The organism is Stappia sp. ICDLI1TA098, assembly GCF_054880955.1.
Genome location: NZ_JBTZBT010000004.1, coordinates 1 through 22,142, shown reverse-complemented (window position 1 = coordinate 22,142; position 22,142 = coordinate 1). Strand labels below are relative to the sequence as shown.

Here is a 22,142-nt window from a genome sequence, read left to right as displayed (position 1 = left end):
AGCAAAAAGTCACGCTAGCTGAGCACGATCCCGCACTGCGTCATGCAACGGAGCGCTCGACGAAGGCGCCTGGCCCCGGCGTCGCGCCCTCGGGACACTTTCCAAGGATGATCATGCCGAGCACCTCGTCCTTGGTCACGTCCTGCGTGCGCGCCGAGCCGACAAGCTGGCCGTTCTTCATCACCGCAACCCGGTCGGCGAGGTCGAACACATCGTGAATATCGTGACTGATCAGGAAGATACCGAGGCCCTGCTTCTTGAGCTCCTGGATCAGTTCGGAGACCATCTGGGTCTCCTGGACCCCGAGCGCGGCCGTCGGCTCGTCCATGATGAGGATGCGCGCGTTGAAGTAGACGGCCCGCGCGATGGCCACCGACTGCCGCTGGCCGCCCGACAGCGCCTTCACCGGCGCCTGGAACTTCCTGAAATTCGGATTGAGCCTGCCCATGATCTTGCGGGTCTCGGCCTCCATCGCATCGTCATCGACGAAGCCGAGCGGCGAGACGAGCTCCCGGCCCAGGAAGAGGTTGGAGGCAGCATCAAGATTGTCCGCCAGCGCCAGCGTCTGGTAGATCGTCTCGATGTTGTGCTGGCGCGCGTCGCGCGGGCTCTGGATCGTCACCCGCGCGCCGTCGATCAGGATCTCGCCGCTGTCGGCGCGATAGGCCCCCGAGAGAACCTTGATCAAGGTCGATTTGCCGGCGCCATTGTGGCCGAGCAGCCCGACCACCTCTCCGGGAAAAAGGTCGATGCTGACGTTGTCGACCGCATGCACGCCGCCGAAGGAAATGCAGATGTCCTTCATCTGCACGAGGGGGGTCGCCATGGCTCAGTCTCCCGTGCGCTTGCGGTAGAGGATATCGACGAGCACCGCCACAACCAGCACCACGCCGACGACGATGTTCTGCAGCGGCGCATCGACGCCGACCATCGCCATGCCGGACTGGAGCGACTGCATGATCAGCGCGCCGAGAATGGCCCCGTAGATCGTGCCGAGGCCGCCCGACAGCGCCGTACCGCCGATCACCGCCGCAGCGATGACGCGCAATTCGTCCAGCGTGCCGATGTCGTTTGTCGAAAAGCCCAGACGCGCGGCCGCGACGGCGGCCGAGAGCGCGCACAACCCGCCCATGATGGCGAAGATCTTCACCGTCAGCAGCCGGGTGTTGATGCCCGAAAGCTCGGCCGCATCCGGATTGCCGCCGGCGGCGAAGATATAGCGGCCAAGCCGGGTGCGCCGCGCCACCACCGACATGCACACGGCGACGAGAATAAGCAGCAGCACCGAATAGGGCAGACCGTAGGCCGCCGTGTAGCCTTCCGGCACCTCGAGCCCGCGCGCGGCAAAGTCGCGCCTGAGCACCCGGGAGGGCACTTCATAGGCGTTGAGAACGGCGATGAAGCCGACGATTGAAGCGGCCACGATCGCCGCCAGCGTCGTCTCTGCCCACACCGGCTTGACCGGAAACCCGTGCCGGGCCTTGCGCCTGCGCGAGGCGATCTGCATGGCAAGCGCGGCGGCGACGGCGACGGCGGCGAAGGTCCATGACCAGGCCGCGCCCAGCGTGCCGCCGATGCCGCCGATCATGGTGAACCGCGCATCGAGCGGGCCGATGGTCTGGCCGTCGGTGATGAACCAGGCGGCGTTGCGCCATACCAGCAGGCCGCCGAGGGTCACGATGAACGCGGGAATGCCCAGGTAGCCGATCAGATAGCCCTGAAAGGCGCCGATCACGACGCCGACCGCGACGCCGGCCAGAATGGCGAGGATCCAGATCGCAGGATGGCCAAGGCCGAGACCGAACACATTGGGCAGCACCTGGGTCTGCACCATCGCCATCACCGCCGCGACGGTTGCCAGCAGCGAGCCCACCGACAGGTCGATGTGGCGGGTGACGATGACAAAGACCATGCCCGTTGCCATGATGGCGACGGACACGGTCTGGATCGTCAGGTTGAAGATGTTGCGCGGCGTCAGGAAATTTCCGCCTGTGAACACGTTGAACACCAGGCACAGGACGACGAACGCGCCGATCATCCCGAGCAGACGGGTGTCGATCTGAAGCGCGGAGAAAAGGGATCTGCGCGTCGGGGCCTTCGGCTCGGGCACCGCGGTATCTGACATGGGAAGCTCCTGCCTGGAGGCAATCACGCCTGTCGACGCTCACGCCGGAGCGGCGGACATCGTCCGCCAGCGCGTGGGCGCTGCCCCGGCAAGGGCCGGAGCAGCGCCTTTCATCCGGTTCTGGCTCAGTTGCAGGGTGCCGGACCCTCGGTGACGCCCTGGCACAGCGCGTCCTTCGTGATCCAACCGGCATCGACGACCACCGAGAGGTTGTCCTTGGTGACCGGGATCGGCTTCAGGAAGCGCGCGGTCAGCTCCGTGCCGGCGGGCGAGGTCCACTTGCCCGCGCCTTCGACGCTGTCCATCGTGCCGCCCTTGGCCAGAGACACGGCGATCTCGCCGGCCACCTTGCCGAGTTCGCGGGCGTCCTTCCACACGGACACGGTCTGCGTACCCTTGGCAACGCGGTTGAGCGCGGCATGATCGCCGTCCTGGCCGGACACCGGGATGCCTTCCATGCCCTGCGCGGTCAGTGCCGCGACGACGCCGCCGGCGGTGCCGTCGTTGGAGGCGACAACCGCGTCGACCGCATTGTTGCTGGCGGTCAGGATCTGCTCCATGTTCCGCTGCGCGTTCGCCGGCAGCCAGCCGTCGGTATAGGCCTCGCCGACGATCTTGACCTTGCCCGCGTCGATGGCCGGCTGCAGGATCTCCTGCTGACCGCCGCGCAGGAAGTCGGCGTTGGGATCCGTAGGCGATCCCTTGATCATCACGTAGTTGCCCTCGGGAGCGGCCTTCAGCACCTCTCGGGCCTGCATGCGGCCGACCTCGACGTTGTCAAACGTCAGGTAGAAGGCGCGCCCGTCCTCGATCAGACGATCATAGCCGACGACCGGGATGCCCTCGTTGGCCGCCGCCTGGATGGCGGGGCCGATGGCCTGGGAATCCTGCGCCAGGATGATCAGCGCATCGACGCCCTGGGCGATCAGCGCCTCGACGTCGGAGAGCTGCTTGGCCGACGAACTCTGCGCATCGGCGGAAACGTATTTGGCGCCGGCGGCCTCAAGGGCGGACTTGATAGCGGCCTCATCCGTCTTCCAGCGCTCCTCCTGGAAGTTGGACCAGCTCACACCGACGGTGATGTCCTGCGCCTGGACAGACGCGGACAAGGTCATCGCGGCGAACATCGCCCCGGCAAAAAGCGGAAAATAGCTGCGCATGTGTCTCTCCTCCCGTTCATCCCCGTTCAGCGGCAGCGCGAACGAAGGACGGCAATCTGTTGCTGACCAGCGCCCTCTCACACCAGTCGTGCAAACGTCCTATTGTTATTTTTTTTGACGTCCGAAAAAAAGTTGCTCCAATCGGACTGCACTGTCAACATGGTTTCGCGACACCGGGCGGCACCGTTTCTTGAACTTTCGTGTGAGAAACGATAATCGCCACCAAGACCCGGGCGTGCCGTCGCCTGGCAGCGCGAGCGATCCGGGTGGATGGCGAGGAGGACGCCAAAGCGCGGGATTTTCATGCACCAGAAGGCTGATCGCGACCAGATCCGGCGTCAAAACCGGTCGATCATCTTGCAGGCGCTGCGGCGCACCGGGACACGCGCCCGCATCGACCTCGGCCGCCAGACGCACCTGAGCCCGGCCACCGTCACGTCCATCACCTCCGACCTGATCGCCGAGAACATCGTCACCGGCGTCGAGGACACTGGCCAGAAGACAAAGGCGGCGCGTGGACGGCCGCGTGCATTGCTCAGCCTCAACGCCGACGCGGCCTGCGTGCTGGCAATCAAGATTTCCGTCAACACCATCGACCTGGCTCTCGTTGACTATCGCGGCCTGCGTATCGCTCGCGCCCGTGCGCTCTTCGACAGCGCGACGGCGACCGCCGAGGATTTCGGCCGCACGCTTGTCGCCGCGACACTGCGCTTTCTGGACGAAGACGCGCGCCGCGCGCGTCCGGCCATCGTCTCCGTCGCCGCGCAAGGCGTGGTCGACGACGCCGCCGGCACCGTCACATGGTCTCCGGCCTTCGTCGTACGCCACGTCCCGGTGGTCGGGCCGCTGGTCGCCGCGCTCGGCGTCGCCTGCCGGCTGTCGAACGACACCAACATGATCGCCGAGGCACTTCATCGCAGCGACCCGGCGCGCTATGGCGGCACCTTCGCGGTCATCTTCATGGACTATGGCGTCGGCATGGGCCTTTTCGTCAACGACCGCCTGTTCGTCGGCGAGACGGGAGCGGCGGCGGAAATCGGCCATGCCAACCACATGCCCGGCGGGGCCTTGTGCCGCTGCGGACGACGGGGCTGCCTGGAGGCCTATCTCGCCGATTACGCCATCCAGCGCCATGCCCTGGGGCTCGACCCGGCCACACCGCCGGCCGACATTCCCATGCCCCGCGACACCATCGCACGGCTGATCGACGAGGCGGAACGCGGCAATGCCCGTGCACGCCAGGCGTTTGCCGCGGCCGGAGAAGCGCTCGGCTATGCCATCGCACGCCTCGTCGCCAGCCTCGACCCCGGGCGGATCGTCGTCACCGGCGGCGCGATACCCGCCTGGCCGCTGATACAAGCCTCCGTGCACGCCGCCCTTCGCGAAGCGCTGGTGGAGGACCTGCGCTGCCATGTGATCATCGAGCCCGTCGACTGGGAGGAGGACCTCGCCCTGCGCGGCACCGTGGCGCGCGGCCTGCACGAACTCGATACCCGGGTCTTTGCCGAACCGGCTGCCGCGACGACGGCGGCCACGCTGGAGGGAACGGCATGACGCGGGCGCGGTGCGAGGCGGGGGGGCCGACGAGGATGCAGGTCATGGCCTGCGCCCTGGCTCTCACAGCCTTTGCCGGGCCGCTGCGCGCCGACGACCCGCTCCCCTGGAGCGAGCGGCTTCTGGAAACCCCGCTTTCGCTCGAGGAGATCGCGCGCCTGCCACAGGACAAGGCACGCGCCCGCCTGACGGAGCGGGGTGAAAAGCTCTTCGTCGGCAAGTTCGTGCGCGAGGACGGGGTCGGTCGGCCCGAGGCCACGCAGGCGATCGTGCCGACCAGACGCCGCCGGCCGGCCGCGCTGGAGTTCCAACGCCTCGCCGGCCCCGATGCCAACGCCTGCGCATCCTGCCACAACGAGCCTGTTGCCGGCGGCGCCGGCGCCTTCACCGCCAATGTCTTCGTCTCGGAAGGATTTGAAAGCGCCGACTTCGACACCATCGACCCGCAATTCTCCAACGAACGCGGCACCAACGCGCTTCAGGGCTCCGGGCTGATCGAACTGCTGGCGCGCGAGATGACCGTCGAGCTTCAGGATACCCGCGATGACGCCCTCGCCCGGGCGCGCGCCTCCGGCCGGCCGGTCGAGCGCGCGCTTGCCAGCAAGGGCGTCTCCTTCGGCGCGATCACCGCCCATCCCGACGGCAGCCTCGACATTGCCGGGATCGAGGGCATCGACCCGGATCTGGTTCTGCGCCCCTTTTCGCAAAAGGGTGTCTTCGGGTCGCTGCGCCAGTTCACAGTCAACGCGCTCAACCAGCATCACGGCATCCAGCCCGTCGAGCGTTTCGGCGCTCAATGGACGGGAACCGACGATTTCGACGCCGATGGTTTCCCGGACGAGATCGGCGCTGGCGATGTCTCCGCGCTCGTGGTCTGGCAGGCAACCCTGCCCACACCAACCCGCAAAACGGACCTGCCGGCAAGCTGGAGAGAGGCGGCCGGCAGGGGCGAGCGCCTCTTCGCTGAGATCGGCTGCGCCACCTGCCACAAGCCGGCCCTGCCGCTCAATTCGGCGGTGTTTCAGGATCCGGCCCCCTTCGAGACGGCAGGAACCCTGCGCGGCGTCGATGTCGGAAAACCGCTTTCCATCGACCTGTCGCGCCTCGCCTTCGTCAAGGCGCTGCCGCGCGACGAGAGCGGAGCCATCCTCGTGCCGCTCTTCGGCGATCTCAAGCGCCACCGGATCGCCGATACGCGCAACCCGGCCTTCGGCAACGAATTGCTCGGCCAGCGTTTCGTTGACAGGGATGTGTTCATCACCGCCGAGCTGTGGGGCATCGGCTCAACTGCGCCCTACGGCCATCGCGGCGACATGACGACGCTCGACGAGGCAATCCGCGCCCATGGCGGCGAGGCGTCGGAGGCGCGCTCCGCCTATGTCGGGCGCGCGGACAAGGAGCGGCAGGCGATCATCGCCTTCCTCCGCAGCCTGGAGATCGCCCGATGACGGCGCGCCGCTTCCTGCTTCTCGCAGCCCTGCTCGCGCTTTCCGGTGCACCGCTCCCCGCAGGCGCGGCGGAAGAAGCGCCGGAGCCGGCGCGCGCACCTGTCCCCCGCTTCGCGGAGGAGGCGGAACAGGCCGGCGTTTCGCATCGCTACGACGGCCCCTGGGAGTATTTCGTCGGCGGTGGCGCGGCGGTCCTCGACTGCGACGGCGACCGCATGCCGGACCTCTTCCTGGCCGGCGGCGCGGGGCCGGCCGCCCTTTTCCGCAACACCGCGCACGCCGGCGGGCCACTCGCCTTCGAGCGCCGCGACCCCGGTGTTTCGGAAAAGCTGCTCACGAAGGTGACCGGCGCCTATCCGCTCGACATCGACAACGACGGTCTGATGGATCTCGTGCTGCTGCGCGTCGGCGAGAACATCCTTCTGCGCGGCACCGGGCAGTGTCGCTTCGAAGCAGCGAACCGGCGCTTCTCCTTCGATGGCGGACGCGGCTGGACCACAAGCTTCGCCGCGATCTTCGAGGCCGGCTCCACCTTTCCAACGCTTGCCTTTGGAAACTATGTCGACCGTTCCGCCCCGGGCTCGCCCTGGGGCACCTGCGACGACAACGTGCTTCACCGCCCGCAAGGCGCAGGCACGCCGGACTATTCCCAGGCCAACCGCCTGACGCCCGGCTATTGCGCGCTGTCCATGCTCTTCACCGACTGGAACCGCTCGGGCGAGCCGGCGCTGCGCGTCTCCAACGACCGCCACTATTATCGCGGCGGCGAGGAACAGCTCTGGGCGCTGCCGCCCGGGCGTCCGCCCCGCCCCTATCGCCGCGCCGACGGATGGCGACACCTCAAGATCTGGGGCATGGGCATCGCCAGCACCGACCTCGACGGCGATGGCCTGCCCGAGTTCGCCCTCACCAGCATGGGCGACACGAAGATCCAGACCATCGACCAGGAAGGCGACGATCTGCTGCCGGTCTATCGCGACATCGCCTTCGACCTCGGCGCGACGGCGCATCGCCCCTACACCGGCACCGACATGCGCCCCTCCACCGGCTGGCACGCGGAGTTTCAGGACGTCAACAACGACACGCTGACGGACCTCTTCATCGCCAAGGGAAATGTCGAGGCGATGCCGGACTTCGCCGCCTTCGATCCCGACAACCTGCTGATCCGGCAATGGTCGGGCCGTTTCGCCGAAGCCGGCAAGGACGCCGGCATCGGGCTCGACCGGCGCGGGCGCGGCGCCGGCCTCGCCGATTTCAACATGGATGGTCTGCTCGATCTCGTCGTCGTCAACCGCGCCGCGCCGACGAGCCTGTTCCGCAATCTCGGTGGCGCGCATGCGGACGACCGCCCCGCCGTGCCGCTCGGCAACTGGCTGGCGGTTGGGCTCGCCCAGGACGGCGCGAACCGCAATGCGGTCGGGGCCAGGCTCAGCATCCGCGTCGGCGCGCGCAGCCTGACACGGGACATTGCCGTCGGAGGCGGTCATGCCTCGGGCCAGGCAGGCTTCGTCCACATCGGCCTCGGGGTCGCCGAACGTGCCGTCATCCGGGTGCGCTGGCCGGACGGATCCTGGAGCCACGGCTACCGCGTCTTCGCCAATCAGGCCGTTCTCATCGAGCGTGGCGCGGAAGCCGTGCGCCCTTGGTACCCTCCGAAGTAGGCCCGGAACCCACTATAGCGGCCGCGTCTGCGTGACGTATTTCTCGAAGAAGTCGGAGAATTTCGCTACCCGCATGGGTAACCGCTCGTAGGGCGGATAATAGAGCGTCAGCCAGATATCCGGCGGCTCCCAGGCCGGCAGGACCTGTCGCAGGCGCCCGTCCTCGAGGCCGTCCTCGACAATGAAATGCGGCAGCAGCGCAATGCCCTCGCCATTGTCGGCAAGCCGCGCCATCAGGTCTCCGTTGTTTCCCGCAAGCGTCTGCCCGGCCCGGACCTTGCGCGCCCTGCCCTCGCTGCGAAGCTCCCATGTCTCGCTGAGCGAGCGCTCGTCGTAGGCCAGACAGCTGTGCGACGCCAGATCGTCGGGCGTTTCCGGTTCCCCGTGGATGGCGAGATAGGCAGGCGAGGCAACCATCACCCGCCGCACCAGGCAGATCTTGCGCCAGATTGTCGACTTGTCCTTCGGCGCCTCCGAGATCCTGATCGCGAGATCGAAGTCGTCGGACACAATGTCGATGAACCTGTCGGTCAGCGTCAGCGACAGAACCGTCGCCGGAAACTGCGTGCGAAAGCCCGAGACGACATCCGGCAGGATCTGCTGGCCCAGCGACATCGGAGCATTGATCCTGATCGAGCCTGCCACGTCGCCATGCTGCTCGCGCAGTTCGTCGCTTGCCCGCTGGAACTCGTCGACAAGCGGCGCGATCCGCGCCGCGTAGACGGCCCCCGCCGATGTCAGAGACACATGGCGGGTCGTCCTCAGAAGCAGCTGGATGCCGAGTTGGCTTTCCAGGCTGCCGACCGCCCGCGTCACCGTCGGTGCGGTCATGGACAGATGCCGCGCGGCGGCGACGAAGCTGCGATGCTCCGCGACACTCAGGAAAATCCGGACATGGTCGAGATTGATCATGACCTCACTATTTCACAAATCGCAATAATATCCGACAAACTAATTCAATTCTCTTTTGCAGGTCGCAAGCCCATTTTTCTGTCCAGACAGACACCGGCGGACTTCAGGAAAGGAACCCACCATGCTGAAACAGATCAAGGGTCTGCACCACGTGACGTCCATGGCGGCCAGCGCTCAGGAAAACAGCGACTTCTTCACGAAGGTCCTTGGCCTGAGGCGGGTGAAAAAGACGGTCAACTTCGACGATCCGGAGGTCTACCACCTCTATTATGGCGATGAAGCCGGAACTCCGGGCTCGGTCATGACCTATTTCCCCTTCCCCCACATTGCTCCGGGGCGAAAGGGAACGGGCGAGGTCGGCGAGACCTATTTCGCCGTGCCTGACGGATCGCTCGGCTACTGGAAGGAGCGCCTCTCCGGCCTCGGGCTCCGCGACCTTCGCGAGCGAGATCTGTTCGGCGAGAAGCATTTGCGCTTCGAGGGGCCGGACCAGGACGGCTTCTCCCTTGTCGAGACCGCAAACGACGACCGCAAGGGCTGGACGGGCGAGGGCATCGGATCGTCGCAGGCGATCCAGGGCTTCCGCGGTGCGAGCCTTCGCCTGCGGGACGCCGGGGCGACGGCGGAACTGCTGGCCTTCATGAATTACCAGGAGGTCGAGCGGAAGGACAATTGGGTGCGCTTCGCCGTCGCGGGCGGCAACGGCGCCGACTTCATCGACATCGAGACGCTTTCTTCCGCCGATCCGGCCCGACAGGGCTCCGGCTCCGTCCACCACATCGCCTTTGCCGTGGAGAACCGCTCGGCACAGCTCGAGGTTCGCCAGGCACTGCTCGACACCGGGTATCAGGTCACTCCGGTGATCGACCGCGACTATTTCTGGGCGATCTACTTCCGTACCCCCGGAGGCATCCTGTTCGAGATCGCCACCAACGAGCCGGGCTTTGACCGCGACGAGGATACCGCCCACCTCGGCGAAGCTCTGAAGTTGCCGTCCCGCTACGAGCCGTACAGGTCGCAGATCGAGCGGATCCTGACCCCGATCGCCGACTGACCGGCGCCGGTTGCGCGCAAGGCCTACCCTTCGCGCGCAACCGGCTTCTCCAGGGAGACCGAATATGACCGTTGCATCCTACCACGCCCTGACCCGGGCGCCCTCAGCCGGCGCGCCTCTGGTTTTCGCCTTCCACGGCACCGGCGGCAACGAGCACCAGTTTTCCGCCCTTGCGGCCGACATCCTGCCCGCGGCCGGTTTCGTGGCACCGCGCGGAGACGTCTGCGAACATGGCGCGCTGAGATTCTTCCGCCGCACCGGCGAAGGCATCTACGACATGGAGGACCTCGCGCTGCGCACGCGGAAGATGGCGGAGTTCGTCGCGGCCCACAGAGCCGAAAACCCAGACCGCCCGGTCTACGGGTTCGGCTATTCCAACGGCGCCAACATCCTCGCCGCCGTGGCCTTTCGCCACCCCGACCTCTTCGACCGGATCGCCCTTCTGCACCCACTGATCCCCTGGACGCCAGAGCCCAGCGCCGGGCTTTCGCGAAAGCGGGTTCTGGTCACCGGCGGCCGGCGCGATCCGATCTGCCCGCTGGAGCAAACCGGCGCGCTTCTCGACTATTTCCGCGCGCAGGACGCGCGGCTCGAACTGGTGTTACACGACGGCGGACACGAGTTGCGTCAGGGCGAGATCGACGCCTTGCGAGGCTTCCTGACCGACACAGGCATGGAGATGGAAAAATGCCCCTGATCCACGAGAACATGAGCCGCGGCCACACGCGCAACGGCTGGCTCGACAGCTACCACACCTTCTCGTTCGGCGGCTTCCAGGACCCGACGCGGATGGGTTTCGGCGCGCTCCGGGTGATCAATGAGGACCGTATCATTCCAGGTTCTGGCTTCTCCGAGCACGATCACGACAACATGGACATCCTCACATTGGTGCTTTCGGGAAAACTCCGCCACCGGGACACAATCGGCAATGAGACCACAATCGCCCCGGGCACTCTGCAACTGATGTCCGCCGGTCGGGGCGTCCGCCATTCGGAGATGAACGCCTCGACGACGGAAGCTGCCCGCTTCCTGCAAATCTGGCTGATCCCGGACACCTTCGACGGCGAGCCGACGTATCAGCAAGCCGCCTTGCCGGCGCGCGAGGACGCGCAGGGCTGGACATTGCTGGCAAGCGGAAACCCGGGCGAAGCACCTCTGCGCCTGCTCTCACCAACGCGGATCTCCATCGCCCACCCGCGTGCGGGACACGAGATCAGCCTGCCCCGATCCGACGACCGGCTCCTCTATGTCCATGTCGTGGAAGGCATCGCGACAATGGACGACGAGCGGCTGGTCGCCGGCGACGGCCTGCAACTCGGCAGGGAGGATGTACCCGACCTGTCGTGGGCCACCGACGGCCAGGTCCTGCTCTTCGACATGGCTTCGCCGTTACGGGCGAGCTAGAGCGCGACGAAAACAAGAGCGGCGGAGTTGCGCGCGCAAACTGCTTGCCGCGCGGGCAACTCCGCCTCGGGCGATAGGTACCGTCCCAAGTGCGAATTACCTGACGAAAGCAGCTTCTCTAAACTCTTTCCGGCAGCGACCATCGCGGGCGCCGTCTATCTGACTGTCTTCAACGGCGCGATGACCACGGGCAGCCTTCGCCTTAGGCGCGGCGGAAGATGTCGCGGCACCGGGCGCAGCAGAACTCATCAAGGACCCCGAACAGCCGGGACGACACGTCCCCCGCTCAGGTCGCGTCTGTTTCCCGCTCCTGCCCCGGCACGACGGTTTTCACGATCGAGGCATCGAGCGCCTCGTAGGCGGCCAGTCCGATGGTCTCGTAGAGTTCGGCGCGGGTCTGCATGTCGCCGACCATGGCTTGTGTTGCGCCGTCGCGCCGGAGCGTCTCGTAGAGTTTCTGCTGGGCCCGGTTCGCCACACGCAGCGACGAGACGGGCCAGATGACCATGCGATAGCCCATCTCCTCGAACGCGTTCGCCGTGAAGAACGGGGTTCGTCCGAACTCGGTCATGTTGGCCAGCAGCGGAACCCCGGGCATGCGCGCGGCGAACTCGCGAAACATCTCCGCCGATGTCAGTGCCTCCGGGAAGATGGCATCGGCTCCGGCCTCGATGTAGAGCTTGGCGCGCGCCACAGCACCGTCGAGCCCCTCGCTTGCGGCCGCATCGGTACGGGCAACGAGATAGAGATGGCGCCGCGCCTTCGCCGCCGCCGCGACCTTCGCCGCCATATCTCGCGCATCGGCGAGCTTCTTGTCGTTGAGGTGGCCGCACTTCTTCGGCAGGAGCTGGTCCTCGATATGAACAGCCCCCGCTCCCGCATCCTCGAACGCGCGCACCATGTGCATCACGTTGAGCGCCTCACCATAGCCGGTGTCGCCATCGACGAGTAGCGGCAGGCCCGACGCCCGCGCGATCTGGCGGATGAAGAAGGAGACTTCGTCGACGGTGATGATGCCGAGATCCGGCAGCCCCATGGATGCGGTCATCGCCGCGCCGGACAGATACAGCGCCTCGAAGCCCGCAGCCTTTGCCTGCAAGGCCGCCATGCCGTTGTGCGCCCCCGGAAGCGCCAGGATGCCACCGCGCTCGACGAGCGCGCGGAAGCGCTCGCCGGCGGCCCCTTGGGGAAGATCGGAAGCAACGAGATAGGACATGGCGGCGTTCCTTATGCGGCTTTGTTGGCGTCCGCGGCCCCGCCGCGGTGCCTGATCGGCGTGAATACGAGATTTTCCGGGCCAATGTAGTTGGCCGAAGGGCGGATGATCTTGTCGTCCTGTCGTTGCTCAACGATGTGCGCCGCCCAGCCGGCTGTCCGAGCAATGACGAAAAGCGGCGTGAACATCGCCGTCGGCACCCCCATCATGTGATAGGAGACGGCACTGAACCAGTCGAGATTGGGGAACATCTGCTTCGCGTCGGCCATGGTCGCCTCGATGCGCTCGGCAATGTCGAACATCCGGGTCGAACCGGCTTCGACCGACAGCTCGCGGGCCACTTTCTTGATCACCGCGTTGCGCGGGTCGGCGAGCGTGTAGACCGGATGGCCGAAGCCGATCACGACTTCCTTCGCCTCGACACGCCGCCTGATATCGGCTTCCGCCTCATCCGGCCACGCATAACGTTTCTGGATCTCAAGGGCGACCTCATTGGCGCCGCCGTGCCTGGGACCGCGCAGCGCGCCGATGGCTCCCGTGATCGCGGAATAGATATCCGAACCGGTTCCCGCGATCGAGCGCGCGGTGAAAGTCGAGGCATTGAACTCATGCTCGGCATAGAGGATGAGCGAAATGTGCATCGCCCTCACATGCGAGCCCCGGGGCACGCCGCCGTGAAGGAGATGCAGGAAATGACCGCCGATGGTTTCATCGTCCGTCTCCACCTCGATGCGTCGGCCGTTGTGGGCGAAGTGATGCCAGTAGAGCAGCATCGAGCCGAGCGAGGCGAGCAGCCGGTCGGCGACATCGCGTGCGCCAGCGTGATTGTGGTCCGCCGCTTCCGGCAGCACGCATCCGAGCGCCGAAACCCCGGATCGCATCACATCCATCGGGTGGGTTGCGGCCGGTAGCAGTTCCAGCGTCCGCTTCACCGCCTGCGGCAAGCCGCGCAAGGCCCGCAGTTTTGCCTTGTAGGCGGCCAGCTCGGACAAGGTCGGCAGCGTGCCGTGAATGAGGAGATGCGCGATCTCCTCGAACTCGCAGGCTTCGGCCAGATCGACAATGTCGTAGCCACGATAATGCAGGTCGTTACCGGTGCGCCCCACTGTGCACAAGGCGGTGTTACCGGCGATGACGCCCGACAGGGCAACGGACTTCTTGGGCTTTGGCGCGGTCATGACATCCCCCCTGACCCACGGTTCCAGTCGAATATGCCAAAAGCGGTCACCTCGCCCAGTCGCTCGGGGGCGACCGTGAAGGTGAGCCCCGCAAGCTCATCCGGGCGAAGCTCGACCAGGCGCTCGACGGTGGCGATGAAGCGTGCCTGCTCGGCCTCGGCGACAATGCCGTCGCAAAGGCTGCGGAACTTGTTGATGTAGTCGGGACGGGTGAAGGGGCGCGCGCCGAGCGGATGCGCATCGGCAACCGCCAGTTCGTCCTCGATCGTCGTCCCGTCCTGCAAGGTCACGACCACGCGCCCGCCGAACGCCTTCTCCCCGGGATCGCGGCTGTGATAGCGCCGCGTCCACTCGGGATCCTCGACGGTCGAGATCCTGTGCCAGAGCGCGATCGTCTCCGCGCGCCCCGCCCGCTCGGGCGCATAGGAACGCTCGTGGTGCCAGCCGCCGTCTTCGAGAGCGACCGCGAAGATGTACATGATCGAATGGTCGAGCGTTTCGCGGCTCGCCCCGGGATCCATCTTCTGCGGATCGTTGGCACCGGTGCCGATCACATTATGGGTGTGGTGGCTTGTGTGGATGACGATGCTCTTCACACTGGAAAGGTCACGGATCCGTCCACGCATGCGGCGGGCCAGGTCGATCAGCGCCTGGCTCTGGTACTCGGCCGAATGCTCCTTCGTGTAGGTGTCCAGGATCGCCCGTTTGGCTTCACCCTTTTCCGGCAAGGGCACCGTGTATTCGCTCCCGGGGCCGCCGAGCAGATAGGAGATGAACCCGTCCTCCCCCTCCCACGCCGGCGACGGCGCGCCCTCACCCCGCATGACCCGGTCGACGGCCTCCACGGCCATCTTGCCGGCGAAGGCCGGCGCATAGGCCTTCCAACTCGAAATCTCACCCTTGCGCGATTGCCGCGTCGTGGTCGTCACATGCAGCGCCTGCTGCACGGCCTGATAGACCGTCTCGACCGGCAGACCGAGCGCAGCGCCGATGCCCGCCGCCGCCGATGGGCCAAGATGCGCAATGTGGTCGATCTTGTGCTCGTGCAGGCAGATGCCTTTCACCAGATTGACCTGGATCTCGTAGCCGGCGGCGATCCCCTTCGCCAGCGCCGCTCCCGACAGGCCGCAATGCTGCGCCACGGCGAGGATCGGCGGAATATTGTCTCCCGGATGCGAGTAGTCGGCCGCCAGAAAGGTATCGTGAAAGTCGAGCTCGCGCACCGCCACGCCATTGGCCCAGGCCGCCCATTCGGGCGAGACCCGCCGCTGCGGCCCAACACCGAAAACGGTCGCTCCGGGCTGAAAGGGATGGGCCAGCGCCTGGGACCTGGCATTGGCGACCGGCCGCCGCGCCAGCGAGGCCGCAGCCACCGCGGCGTTGTCGAGGATCCGGTTGCCGATCATCTCGAGCACCTCCGGCTCGAGCGCCACGTCATCGACGGCGACCGAGGCGAGCTTCCAGGCGAGCTGATCCTCGCGGGCGAGGTGCTCCACGGACTTGTGTGTGCGAACGCGGTGCGATTTCACGAAGTCGTTCCTCCTGAACACTGTTGATCGGAAACGGAGATGGCGCGCGGGACGCCGTTCTGGTCGACCGCGACCATCATGAACCGGCCGGAAATGGAAGGTGCCCCGTCGGCGGCGTCACGCCATTCCTCAGGCGAGACCTCGACGAGGACCGTCATCGACGAACGCCCCTGAAAGACCACCCTGGCACGAACATCGACAATCGCGCCGAGCCGGACCGGGCGGGCGAACTCGATGTTGTCAGCCTTGGCCATGACGACCGCGCAGCCGGCGTGGCGCGTGGCGCAAACGAAGGCGGCCTTGCCCATCATGTGCAGCGCATTGGCTCCATAAAGGGTGCCGTAGTGGTTGGCCTGCTCGGGCAGAACCACCTCCAGGAAGTGCGTTTCGCCTCGATCCGATTTGATTGCCGGCATCGTCACCCACAAGCCCCCTCGTCTTTTCAATTTCGCATTATCCGCATATGATGAAATCGATAAACGACTGAAATTGAATAGTTTTGTGAAGACCCGGCGGTGAAGTTGCAAATTTTGCAAAGTCATCAAAGCGATAGGTGCGGCGTGAAAAAGGCCTTTATGGGGGTACGGATCAAGCGGTTGCGGGAGGAGCGGCGACTGACCCAGCAGGCGCTGGCCAATGCGCTTGGCATCTCGCTCAGCTATCTCAACCAGATCGAGAACAACCAGCGTCCGCTGACCGTCCCGGTGCTGCTGAAACTCAACGCCGCCTTCGGCACGGATGTCCAGGTCTTCTCGGACAATGACGAGGCGCGCCTGCTCGCCGAACTGCGCGAGACGCTCTCCGATCCGGCCTTCGGCGAGGCCATCTCCCTTGCCGAGATGCGGGAACTGGCCGGCAACATGCCGGCACTCGCCCGCGCGTTCCTGTCCCAGAGCCGCAGGCTGAAGCAGGCGGCCGACGAGATCGCCGCCTATGCGGTCCGCCTCGGCGAAGACCGCCATGGCGCTTCCCCCGCCCTGCCGTCGACGCCGTTCGAGGAGGTGCGCGATTTCTTCTACGCCAACCACAATTACATCGACGATCTGGACCGGCAAGCAGAGGCGGCAGCGCGGGAAATGGGCATGCCGCCCGGCCGCATGGCGCCGGCAATCGCCGACAGGCTGGAGGCGCGGCACGGTCTTAGGCTCGCCGAGCTACGCGAGGAAGACGGATACGGCATGCAGCGACGGTTCGATGCGCAAAGTCGCACCCTTCACCTGTCGCCTCGGCTCGGGCCGGGTCAGCGGGCCTTCCAGATGGCGACGCAACTGGCGTTTCTGGAACAACGCAACCTGATCGACACACTCGCCGCGGGCGGATCCTTCTCCACCGACGAAGCCCGGTCGCTGGCGCGCATCGGCCTGGCCAGCTATTTCGCCGGCGCGCTCATTCTGCCCTACACGCTCTTTCTGCAGTCGGCGGAACGCCTACGCTACGACATCGACCTCCTGGGCAGTGAATTCGGCACAGGCTTCGAAACGGTCTGCCACCGGCTCAGCACACTCCAGCGTTCCGGCGCGCGCGGCGTTCCCTTCTTCTTCGTCCGCGTCGACAGGGCCGGCAATATCTCCAAGCGCCAGTCGGCCACGGACTTTCATTTCTCCCGCGTCGGCGGGACTTGCCCCCTGTGGAATGTCTACGACGCCTTCTCCAATCCCGGAAAGACGCTGACCCAGGTTGCGGAAATGCCGGATGGACGGGCCTATCTGTGGATCGCACGCAGGGTCGAAAGCTCGCGCGGCGGCTATGGAGCTCCGACCAAGACATTCGCGATCGGCCTGGGCTGCGACCTGCTGCACGCCGAGCGGCTGGTCTACTCCGAGGGCATCGCACTGAATGCCCCTTCGTCAAGAACCCTGATCGGCGCCGGCTGCAAGGTCTGCGAGCGCTCGGCCTGCGCCCAGCGTGCCTTCCCTCCGCTGGCAAAGAAACTCGTCATCGACGACGAGCGGAGTTCGTTCGCCCCCTATTCGGCGACCTGAGGAAACATGCGCGTGTCCCGCACCCGACGAAGTCGCCGCCAGAGTTCGCTGCCTAACGGGGGCTGTCCATGACAAGCAGAAGCAGCGCCTCCTCGCCAAACGCCTCGTAGAAGTGCGCCACATCGCCGAAGCAACGGAAATAGTCTCCCGGCCCGATCTCGACAGGCGCGTCGACCGGCCCGAGCCTTACTCTCCCGCTGCACAGGAACGCATGTTCGACTGTCCCCCTGGGGTGTGGCTCGGATTGCCGCGCGGACCCTGGTTTCAGCGAGATGCGGTAAAGGTCGCGCCGCCGGTCGGGCGGACATTTGTCCAGAAGCACCGCCGCGAAATCCGACGTCTGCGAAGACAGGCTAACCCCTTCGGTCGCACGGACAAGCGCGCTGTGCGAGGAGGCGTTTTCGAACAGGGAGCTGAACGGAATGTCGAGCGCCGTTGCAATGGCCCAGAGCGTTTCGACATTCGGATTGCCCTTGCCGGCCTCAAGCTGAGACAGGGTGGACTTGGACAGGCCCGCCCTTGCCGCCAGCGCGGAAAGGCTGACCTGCGCAAGCTCCCTCTCGCGTCTGATGGCTGAGGCAATGATGCTGTTCGGCGTCATTTCGTTCGCTTCAATGAATTGTCGTTCGAATTGACGAACGATCTCACTGTGTCCATTATAACGAACGTTGTTCTTCGAGGCCAGTACCGCGCCATGACCGCCAGTTCCCCTGACGCTGCCCGCACGCGCGCCGATGAATTCCGGCACGGCCTGCGCGACATCACGCCGCTTTCCTTCGGCGTCGCCGTTTATGGCCTCGCTTTCGGATTGCTGGCCGCGCAACAGGGAATGGGGGGGCTTGAGACCGGCCTCATGGGGGCCCTCGTTTTCGCCGGTTCGTCGCAGATCGTCGCGCTCGAGCGTCTGGCCGCCGGTGCCAGCGCGCTGATGGCGATCATTGCCGGGCTGGCGCTGAACCTCCGCATCCTGCTGATGACGGCGTCCCTGCGCGGCGAGCTTGCCGGGCGTCCACTCTGGCAGATTGTGCTGGGCGTCCATCTGACTTCAGATGAGAACTGGGTGCTGATGCACGCGACCCGCAACAAGGGCCAGCCCGCCGGATACTGGTATCTGGTCGGCGGCGGCACCAGCCTGATCGCGGTCTGGATCGTCTCAACGGCTTTGGGCGCCACGTTTGCCCGGACCCTGCCCGACCTGGCGGCGGGCGGGATGGACTTCGCCTTCACCGCCGCCTTCATCCTGCTGTTGACAAGCCTCTGGCAGGGGCGCGACAGCCTGCCGCCCTGGGTGGTCTCGGCCGTGATTGCGGGGGGCTGCGCGCTGCTGCTCCCGCTGGACCCGTCCTGGGGCCTGATCGCCGGAGCCATGGCGGGCGCCGGCTTTGCTGGGATGCGGCGCCATGGGTGAACATCTGCCCGTCATAGCCGGACTGGCATTCGGCACCTTCGCGATACGCTTCGGGGGCTATCTGCTGGGCTCGACCCTGCCTTCGAGCGGCCCCTGGGCACGCACGCTGCAGGCCCTGCCGGGTTGCCTGATCGCAGCGCTGCTGGCGGTAATCCTCGTGCAGGCCGGACCTGCCGAATGGGGCGCCGCAGCGCTGGCCCTCACCGTGGCGCTGGGGTCGCGCAACCTGCCGCTGACCATGCTGGCCGGAGTGGGCGGCGTCTGGTTGCTGCGCGGGCTGGTGTAGTCAGCCCCGGGAAGGGCAGACAGCCTATCGCAGCCAGTCCCTGAACCGCCTCTCCCCCTCCGGCGAGAAACTCACCACGCGCGAGGACGGCAACCGCCGCGCCCAGGAAAGCGCGAGCAAGCGGTCGAGCATCGCCTTGCCAATCTGTCCGGCCAGGTGGTGCCGCCGCTGGCTCCAGTCCAGACAGGCGCGGCAGACAGGGCGATTGCTGCGGGACAGATCATCGGGCGTCACGCCGATTTCCGCCAACCTCGCCCAGCCGTCATCCCTCACGCTCAGATCCGGACGTGTCAGGTCACCCGACAGCCAGCCACCCTCTTGCGCACGATCAAAGATCAGGACGCCCATCTCGCCGGCGAGATGGTCATAGCAAACGCGGGCCTTTCGCAACGCCGGATCCTTCGGGCCGGTACGCAAGGGCGGCACCGCATCGCTGGAAAACACCATCAGTGCCTCGAGCAGCGACGCGACATGCGGTCCCGCCAGCCGGAAATAGCGGTGTCGCCCCTGCGCTTCGACGCAGAGCACCTCTCCTTCGACCAGCTTCGCCAGATGGCCGCTGGCCGTCTGCTTTGTGATCCCGCCAACCCCTGCCAGTTCGGTCGCGGTCAGGGCACGCCCGTCCATCAGCGCCAGCAGCATGGAACTGCGGGCAGGATCGGCAACCAATGCGGCGATACGGGCAATATCGGGGCCTTCTCTCATGGTTCGGTTGTAACCGAACCATCGGCTCGGACCAATCGGCTATCGGGAAAGCTGGAAGGAAAGGATCCGGCATGATTACCTGCATCATCACCTATGACATCGACCCGAACCGGCGTGAGCTGTTCGAGGAATATGCTCGCAACTGGGGCCAGTGCAGCCCGCGCTGCGGCGCCGACCTCATCGGCTATTTCGCCCCGCATGAGGGATCGACGAGCACCGCCTATGGGATCTACTCCCTGCCCTCGCTTGCCCACTACGAGACCTATCGCGCCCGCCTCGCGGCCGACCCTCTGGGGCGCGAGAATTACGAATTCGCCAGACGGGAAGGGTTTATCCGCCGCGAGAGTCGCCTGTTCGTCAAGCTTGCCTCTGCGCCACACGAGGTACTCGCATGATCGCGGTGATTTTCGAGGCGGAAACCTCGGCGCAGGCCCGGGCCGAGTACCTGGATCTTGCCGCGGAGCTCCGGCCGCTGCTGGCGGAGATCGACGGCTTTGTCTCCATCGAGCGGTTCCAGAGCTTGACCGCACCGGGCAAGGTCCTGTCGCTGTCGTTCTGGCGCGACGAGGCAGCCATCGCGCAGTGGCGCAACCTGCCGGAGCACCGCAAGGCGCAGGATGCGGGGCGCAATCGCGTCTTTACCGGCTACCGCCTGCGGATCGCGGACGTCCAGCGCGACTACGGCATGACCTCCCGCGAGGAAGCCCCGGCCGACAGCCGCAGCGTTCACACTGAAAGGATCGCGCATGTTTGATCTTGAGTTCGACCTGGCCGGCCGCCCCGGGGCATTGGCGGACCTGGGCGAGGCCATGGGCCGCGCGGGCCTCCCCTTCGAGGGAGGTGCGGTCTTCGGGCAGGGCGAGCGCGCCGTCGCCCACTTCCTGTTCCAGGACGGGGCTGGAGCAAGGCGGGCCGCCGAGGCGGCTGGCATCCGCGTTATCGCCATGCAGCGTCCGCTGATCCGAAAACTGAAGCAAGGCACGCCCGGCCAGCTCGGCGCCATCGCGCGGGTGCTGGCGGATGCAGGCATCAACATCGTGACCCAGTATTCCGACCACCAGAACCGGCTGATCCTGATCTGCGACCGCCACGCGGAAGCGGAGCGGGTAACTGCGGCATGGGACACGCAGGAGGGAGCGCATCATGATTGATCCGGTTATCGCCAGTGTCATCTGCGCGACCTTCTTACTCGCCGGCATCGTCAAGGGCGTAACGGGCATGGGGCTTCCCACCGTGGCCATGGGGGTGCTCGGCGCGCTGATCTCTCCCCTGACCGCCGCCAGCCTTCTGCTCATCCCCTCCTTCGTCACCAACCTCTGGCAACTGCTGGCGGGACCGGCTGTCTCCTCGCTGCTCCGCAAGCTGTGGCCGATGATGCTGGCGATCTGCGCAGGCACGGTGACGGGTGTATCCTGGCTGGTGGGCGGTGATACCGATCTGACAACGGCCGCCCTCGGGGGAACGCTCGTCCTTTATGCGGGATACACCCTGTTCGCCGGGCAGCTCCGTGTGCCGGCACGCGCACAATGGTGGCTTTCGCCGCTGATCGGCGGGGCAACGGGGATTGTCACGGGCTGCACCGGCGTCTTCGTCATTCCGGCCGTGCCCTACCTTCAGGCACTCGGCCTCTCCCGCGACGAACTGGTGCAGGCTCTGGGTTTGTCTTTCACAGTATCGACCGTCGCGCTGGCCATCGGACTGGGCGCAAAGGGCGCATTTACTGTCGAGGCGTCCGGCCTGTCGCTGCTGGCGCTTGGCCCCGCACTGGCCGGCATGTGGGCAGGCCAGCGCCTGCGCAACCGCATCAGCCCGATCGCCTTCAGACGTATCTTCTTGATCTTCCTGCTGCTTTTGGGGGCTCAGATGGCGCTGAGGCCCCTGGTATAGCCAGCACCCGGGGGTATGGGCCGCGAAACGAACGGGTGTATCCAACGCCTGCGCCATCCGATAGCGCGCTGCCGCATCAAGCTCGATCAGGTCAGAAGCACTGCATAAGCCACGACAAGACCGAGAACAGATTCTCGCAGCCGCCAGACCTGCAGCCACGAGAATTCGAACGGATCTGGCAAGCCCACGACCAAGGCTTCAGCATCGCCTTGCCGGCGCGGCCCGGCGCGTTTGGCTCGCTTCCATCGCATCTTCTACCCGATCGAAAGCGAAGGTGCCGCCGACATCCAGTAACAGCCCCCCTAAGCGGCCGGAGGGAAAATCAGAGCACGAGAGCACAAGCAACCAAGCTCCAAACGCAAAAAGCCGCCCCGAAGGGCGGCTTTTATGTGCGATCTGAAATCGCCGTTTGATTTTGGTTGCGGGGGTAGGATTTGAACCTACGACCTTCAGGTTATGAGCCTGACGAGCTACCGGGCTGCTCCACCCCGCGGAAAGATATGTAGTGTCTTACCATAGACATTCGATTGCGTTTTGCGGGCCTGGCGGCGACCGACTCTCCCACGTCTTAAGACGCAGTACCATTGGCGCTGGGGCGTTTCACTTCCGAGTTCGGGATGGGATCGGGTGTTT

General features: G+C 65.8%; 23 protein-coding genes, 1 tRNA gene and 1 rRNA gene. 13 read left to right on the top strand and 12 right to left on the bottom strand.

Going from position 1 to position 22,142, the window contains the following annotated elements; translation table 11 throughout:
• Positions 1–40: 40 nt before the first annotated feature.
• From ACSLUQ_RS17695 to xylF, 3 genes are all read right to left on the bottom strand, one after another.
• On the bottom strand, positions 41–805 hold the full coding sequence (locus ACSLUQ_RS17695) for an ATP-binding cassette domain-containing protein (RefSeq protein ID WP_417773121.1): 765 nt from the start codon (positions 803–805) through the stop codon (positions 41–43).
• A 24-nt stretch (positions 806–829) separates the two neighbouring features.
• On the bottom strand, positions 830–2,125 hold the full coding sequence (locus ACSLUQ_RS17690) for a sugar ABC transporter permease (protein WP_417772868.1): 1,296 nt from the start codon (positions 2,123–2,125) through the stop codon (positions 830–832).
• Positions 2,126–2,250: 125 nt separating this feature from the next.
• A complete protein-coding gene (xylF, locus tag ACSLUQ_RS17685; protein WP_417772867.1) occupies positions 2,251–3,285 on the bottom strand; it encodes a D-xylose ABC transporter substrate-binding protein in 1,035 nt (344 codons plus the stop codon).
• 303 nt (positions 3,286–3,588) lie between these two features.
• Between xylF and ACSLUQ_RS17680 the strand changes: the two genes are divergently transcribed.
• Genes ACSLUQ_RS17680 through ACSLUQ_RS17670 form a run of 3 tightly spaced genes read left to right on the top strand, consistent with a single transcriptional unit; the run spans position 3,589 to position 7,948 of the window.
• Complete coding sequence (locus ACSLUQ_RS17680) at positions 3,589–4,839, top strand: ROK family protein (protein WP_461809285.1); 1,251 nt, start codon at positions 3,589–3,591, stop codon at positions 4,837–4,839.
• Between the two features lie 44 nt (positions 4,840–4,883).
• A complete protein-coding gene (locus ACSLUQ_RS17675) occupies positions 4,884–6,287 on the top strand; it encodes a di-heme oxidoredictase family protein (RefSeq protein ID WP_461809284.1) in 1,404 nt (467 codons plus the stop codon).
• The gene (locus ACSLUQ_RS17670) at positions 6,284–7,948 is read left to right on the top strand and encodes a CRTAC1 family protein (protein WP_461809283.1); all 1,665 of its coding nucleotides are present in this window, start codon (positions 6,284–6,286) and stop codon (positions 7,946–7,948) included. The genes ACSLUQ_RS17675 and ACSLUQ_RS17670 overlap by 4 nt, the downstream gene beginning before the upstream one ends.
• 12 nt (positions 7,949–7,960) lie before the next feature.
• On the opposite strand, the gene ACSLUQ_RS17665 is transcribed toward ACSLUQ_RS17670, so the two are convergent.
• Positions 7,961–8,860: a LysR family transcriptional regulator gene (locus ACSLUQ_RS17665; protein WP_461809282.1), complete on the bottom strand. Its 900-nt coding sequence runs from the start codon at positions 8,858–8,860 to the stop codon at positions 7,961–7,963.
• A gap of 121 nt (positions 8,861–8,981) precedes the next feature.
• Here ACSLUQ_RS17665 and ACSLUQ_RS17660 point away from each other — a divergent pair, with 121 nt between their 5' ends.
• From ACSLUQ_RS17660 to ACSLUQ_RS17650, 3 genes are all read left to right on the top strand, one after another.
• Positions 8,982–9,914 carry a VOC family protein gene (locus ACSLUQ_RS17660; RefSeq protein WP_461809281.1) on the top strand — a complete coding sequence of 311 codons (933 nt, stop codon included), beginning with the start codon at positions 8,982–8,984 and terminating at the stop codon, positions 9,912–9,914.
• A 64-nt stretch (positions 9,915–9,978) separates the two neighbouring features.
• Positions 9,979–10,611 (top strand): alpha/beta hydrolase, encoded by a 633-nt coding sequence (locus ACSLUQ_RS17655; RefSeq protein ID WP_461809280.1) that lies wholly within the window; start codon positions 9,979–9,981, stop codon positions 10,609–10,611.
• The gene (locus ACSLUQ_RS17650) at positions 10,602–11,318 is read left to right on the top strand and encodes a pirin family protein (protein WP_461809279.1); all 717 of its coding nucleotides are present in this window, start codon (positions 10,602–10,604) and stop codon (positions 11,316–11,318) included. The genes ACSLUQ_RS17655 and ACSLUQ_RS17650 overlap by 10 nt, the downstream gene beginning before the upstream one ends.
• Positions 11,319–11,604: 286 nt before the next feature.
• Here the strand turns inward: ACSLUQ_RS17650 and prpB are convergent, their stop codons facing one another.
• From prpB to ACSLUQ_RS17630, 4 genes are read right to left on the bottom strand one after another with little or no spacing between them, the layout of a single operon-like run.
• On the bottom strand, positions 11,605–12,534 hold the full coding sequence (prpB, locus tag ACSLUQ_RS17645; protein ID WP_461809278.1) for a methylisocitrate lyase: 930 nt from the start codon (positions 12,532–12,534) through the stop codon (positions 11,605–11,607).
• A gap of 11 nt (positions 12,535–12,545) precedes the next feature.
• Positions 12,546–13,712: a bifunctional 2-methylcitrate synthase/citrate synthase gene (gene prpC / locus ACSLUQ_RS17640; RefSeq protein ID WP_461809277.1), complete on the bottom strand. Its 1,167-nt coding sequence runs from the start codon at positions 13,710–13,712 to the stop codon at positions 12,546–12,548.
• Complete coding sequence (locus tag ACSLUQ_RS17635) at positions 13,709–15,241, bottom strand: MmgE/PrpD family protein (protein WP_461809276.1); 1,533 nt, start codon at positions 15,239–15,241, stop codon at positions 13,709–13,711. Before ACSLUQ_RS17635 ends, prpC begins: the two co-directional genes overlap by 4 nt.
• Positions 15,238–15,783 carry an acyl-CoA thioesterase gene (locus tag ACSLUQ_RS17630; protein ID WP_461809275.1) on the bottom strand — a complete coding sequence of 182 codons (546 nt, stop codon included), beginning with the start codon at positions 15,781–15,783 and terminating at the stop codon, positions 15,238–15,240. The genes ACSLUQ_RS17635 and ACSLUQ_RS17630 overlap by 4 nt, the downstream gene beginning before the upstream one ends.
• Positions 15,784–15,801: 18 nt before the next feature.
• Between ACSLUQ_RS17630 and ACSLUQ_RS17625 the strand changes: the two genes are divergently transcribed.
• On the top strand, positions 15,802–17,223 hold the full coding sequence (locus ACSLUQ_RS17625; RefSeq protein ID WP_461809274.1) for a short-chain fatty acyl-CoA regulator family protein: 1,422 nt from the start codon (positions 15,802–15,804) through the stop codon (positions 17,221–17,223).
• Between the two features lie 52 nt (positions 17,224–17,275).
• Here ACSLUQ_RS17625 and ACSLUQ_RS17620 read toward each other — a convergent pair whose 3' ends face one another.
• Positions 17,276–17,824 (bottom strand): helix-turn-helix domain-containing protein, encoded by a 549-nt coding sequence (locus ACSLUQ_RS17620; protein WP_461809273.1) that lies wholly within the window; start codon positions 17,822–17,824, stop codon positions 17,276–17,278.
• Positions 17,825–17,854: 30 nt separating this feature from the next.
• On the opposite strand from ACSLUQ_RS17620, the gene ACSLUQ_RS17615 reads away from it, so the two are divergent.
• Together ACSLUQ_RS17615 and ACSLUQ_RS17610 are read left to right on the top strand one after the other, a co-directional pair.
• Entirely contained in the window at positions 17,855–18,631 is a 777-nt protein-coding gene (locus tag ACSLUQ_RS17615) for an AzlC family ABC transporter permease (protein ID WP_461809272.1), read from the top strand.
• Positions 18,624–18,917, top strand: a complete 294-nt coding sequence (locus ACSLUQ_RS17610) for an AzlD family protein (RefSeq protein WP_417772852.1) — start codon at positions 18,624–18,626, stop codon at positions 18,915–18,917. The genes ACSLUQ_RS17615 and ACSLUQ_RS17610 overlap by 8 nt, the downstream gene beginning before the upstream one ends.
• 24 nt (positions 18,918–18,941) lie before the next feature.
• On the opposite strand, the gene ACSLUQ_RS17605 is transcribed toward ACSLUQ_RS17610, so the two are convergent.
• A complete protein-coding gene (locus ACSLUQ_RS17605) occupies positions 18,942–19,622 on the bottom strand; it encodes an ArsR/SmtB family transcription factor (RefSeq protein WP_461809271.1) in 681 nt (226 codons plus the stop codon).
• A 71-nt stretch (positions 19,623–19,693) separates the two neighbouring features.
• On the opposite strand from ACSLUQ_RS17605, the gene ACSLUQ_RS17600 reads away from it, so the two are divergent.
• Genes ACSLUQ_RS17600 through ACSLUQ_RS17585 form a run of 4 tightly spaced genes read left to right on the top strand, consistent with a single transcriptional unit; the run spans position 19,694 to position 21,509 of the window.
• Positions 19,694–20,017: an NIPSNAP family protein gene (locus ACSLUQ_RS17600; protein ID WP_461809270.1), complete on the top strand. Its 324-nt coding sequence runs from the start codon at positions 19,694–19,696 to the stop codon at positions 20,015–20,017.
• Positions 20,014–20,376, top strand: a complete 363-nt coding sequence (locus ACSLUQ_RS17595; protein WP_461809269.1) for an antibiotic biosynthesis monooxygenase family protein — start codon at positions 20,014–20,016, stop codon at positions 20,374–20,376. The genes ACSLUQ_RS17600 and ACSLUQ_RS17595 overlap by 4 nt, the downstream gene beginning before the upstream one ends.
• Positions 20,369–20,773 carry an amino acid-binding ACT domain-containing protein gene (locus tag ACSLUQ_RS17590; RefSeq protein WP_461809268.1) on the top strand — a complete coding sequence of 135 codons (405 nt, stop codon included), beginning with the start codon at positions 20,369–20,371 and terminating at the stop codon, positions 20,771–20,773. Before ACSLUQ_RS17595 ends, ACSLUQ_RS17590 begins: the two co-directional genes overlap by 8 nt.
• On the top strand, positions 20,766–21,509 hold the full coding sequence (locus ACSLUQ_RS17585) for a sulfite exporter TauE/SafE family protein (RefSeq protein WP_461809267.1): 744 nt from the start codon (positions 20,766–20,768) through the stop codon (positions 21,507–21,509). Before ACSLUQ_RS17590 ends, ACSLUQ_RS17585 begins: the two co-directional genes overlap by 8 nt.
• 416 nt (positions 21,510–21,925) lie before the next feature.
• Here the strand turns inward: ACSLUQ_RS17585 and ACSLUQ_RS17580 are convergent.
• A tRNA-Met gene (locus ACSLUQ_RS17580) sits at positions 21,926–22,002 on the bottom strand.
• 47 nt (positions 22,003–22,049) lie between these two features.
• Positions 22,050–22,142 (bottom strand): 5S ribosomal RNA (gene rrf / locus ACSLUQ_RS17575); the annotation flags it as partial.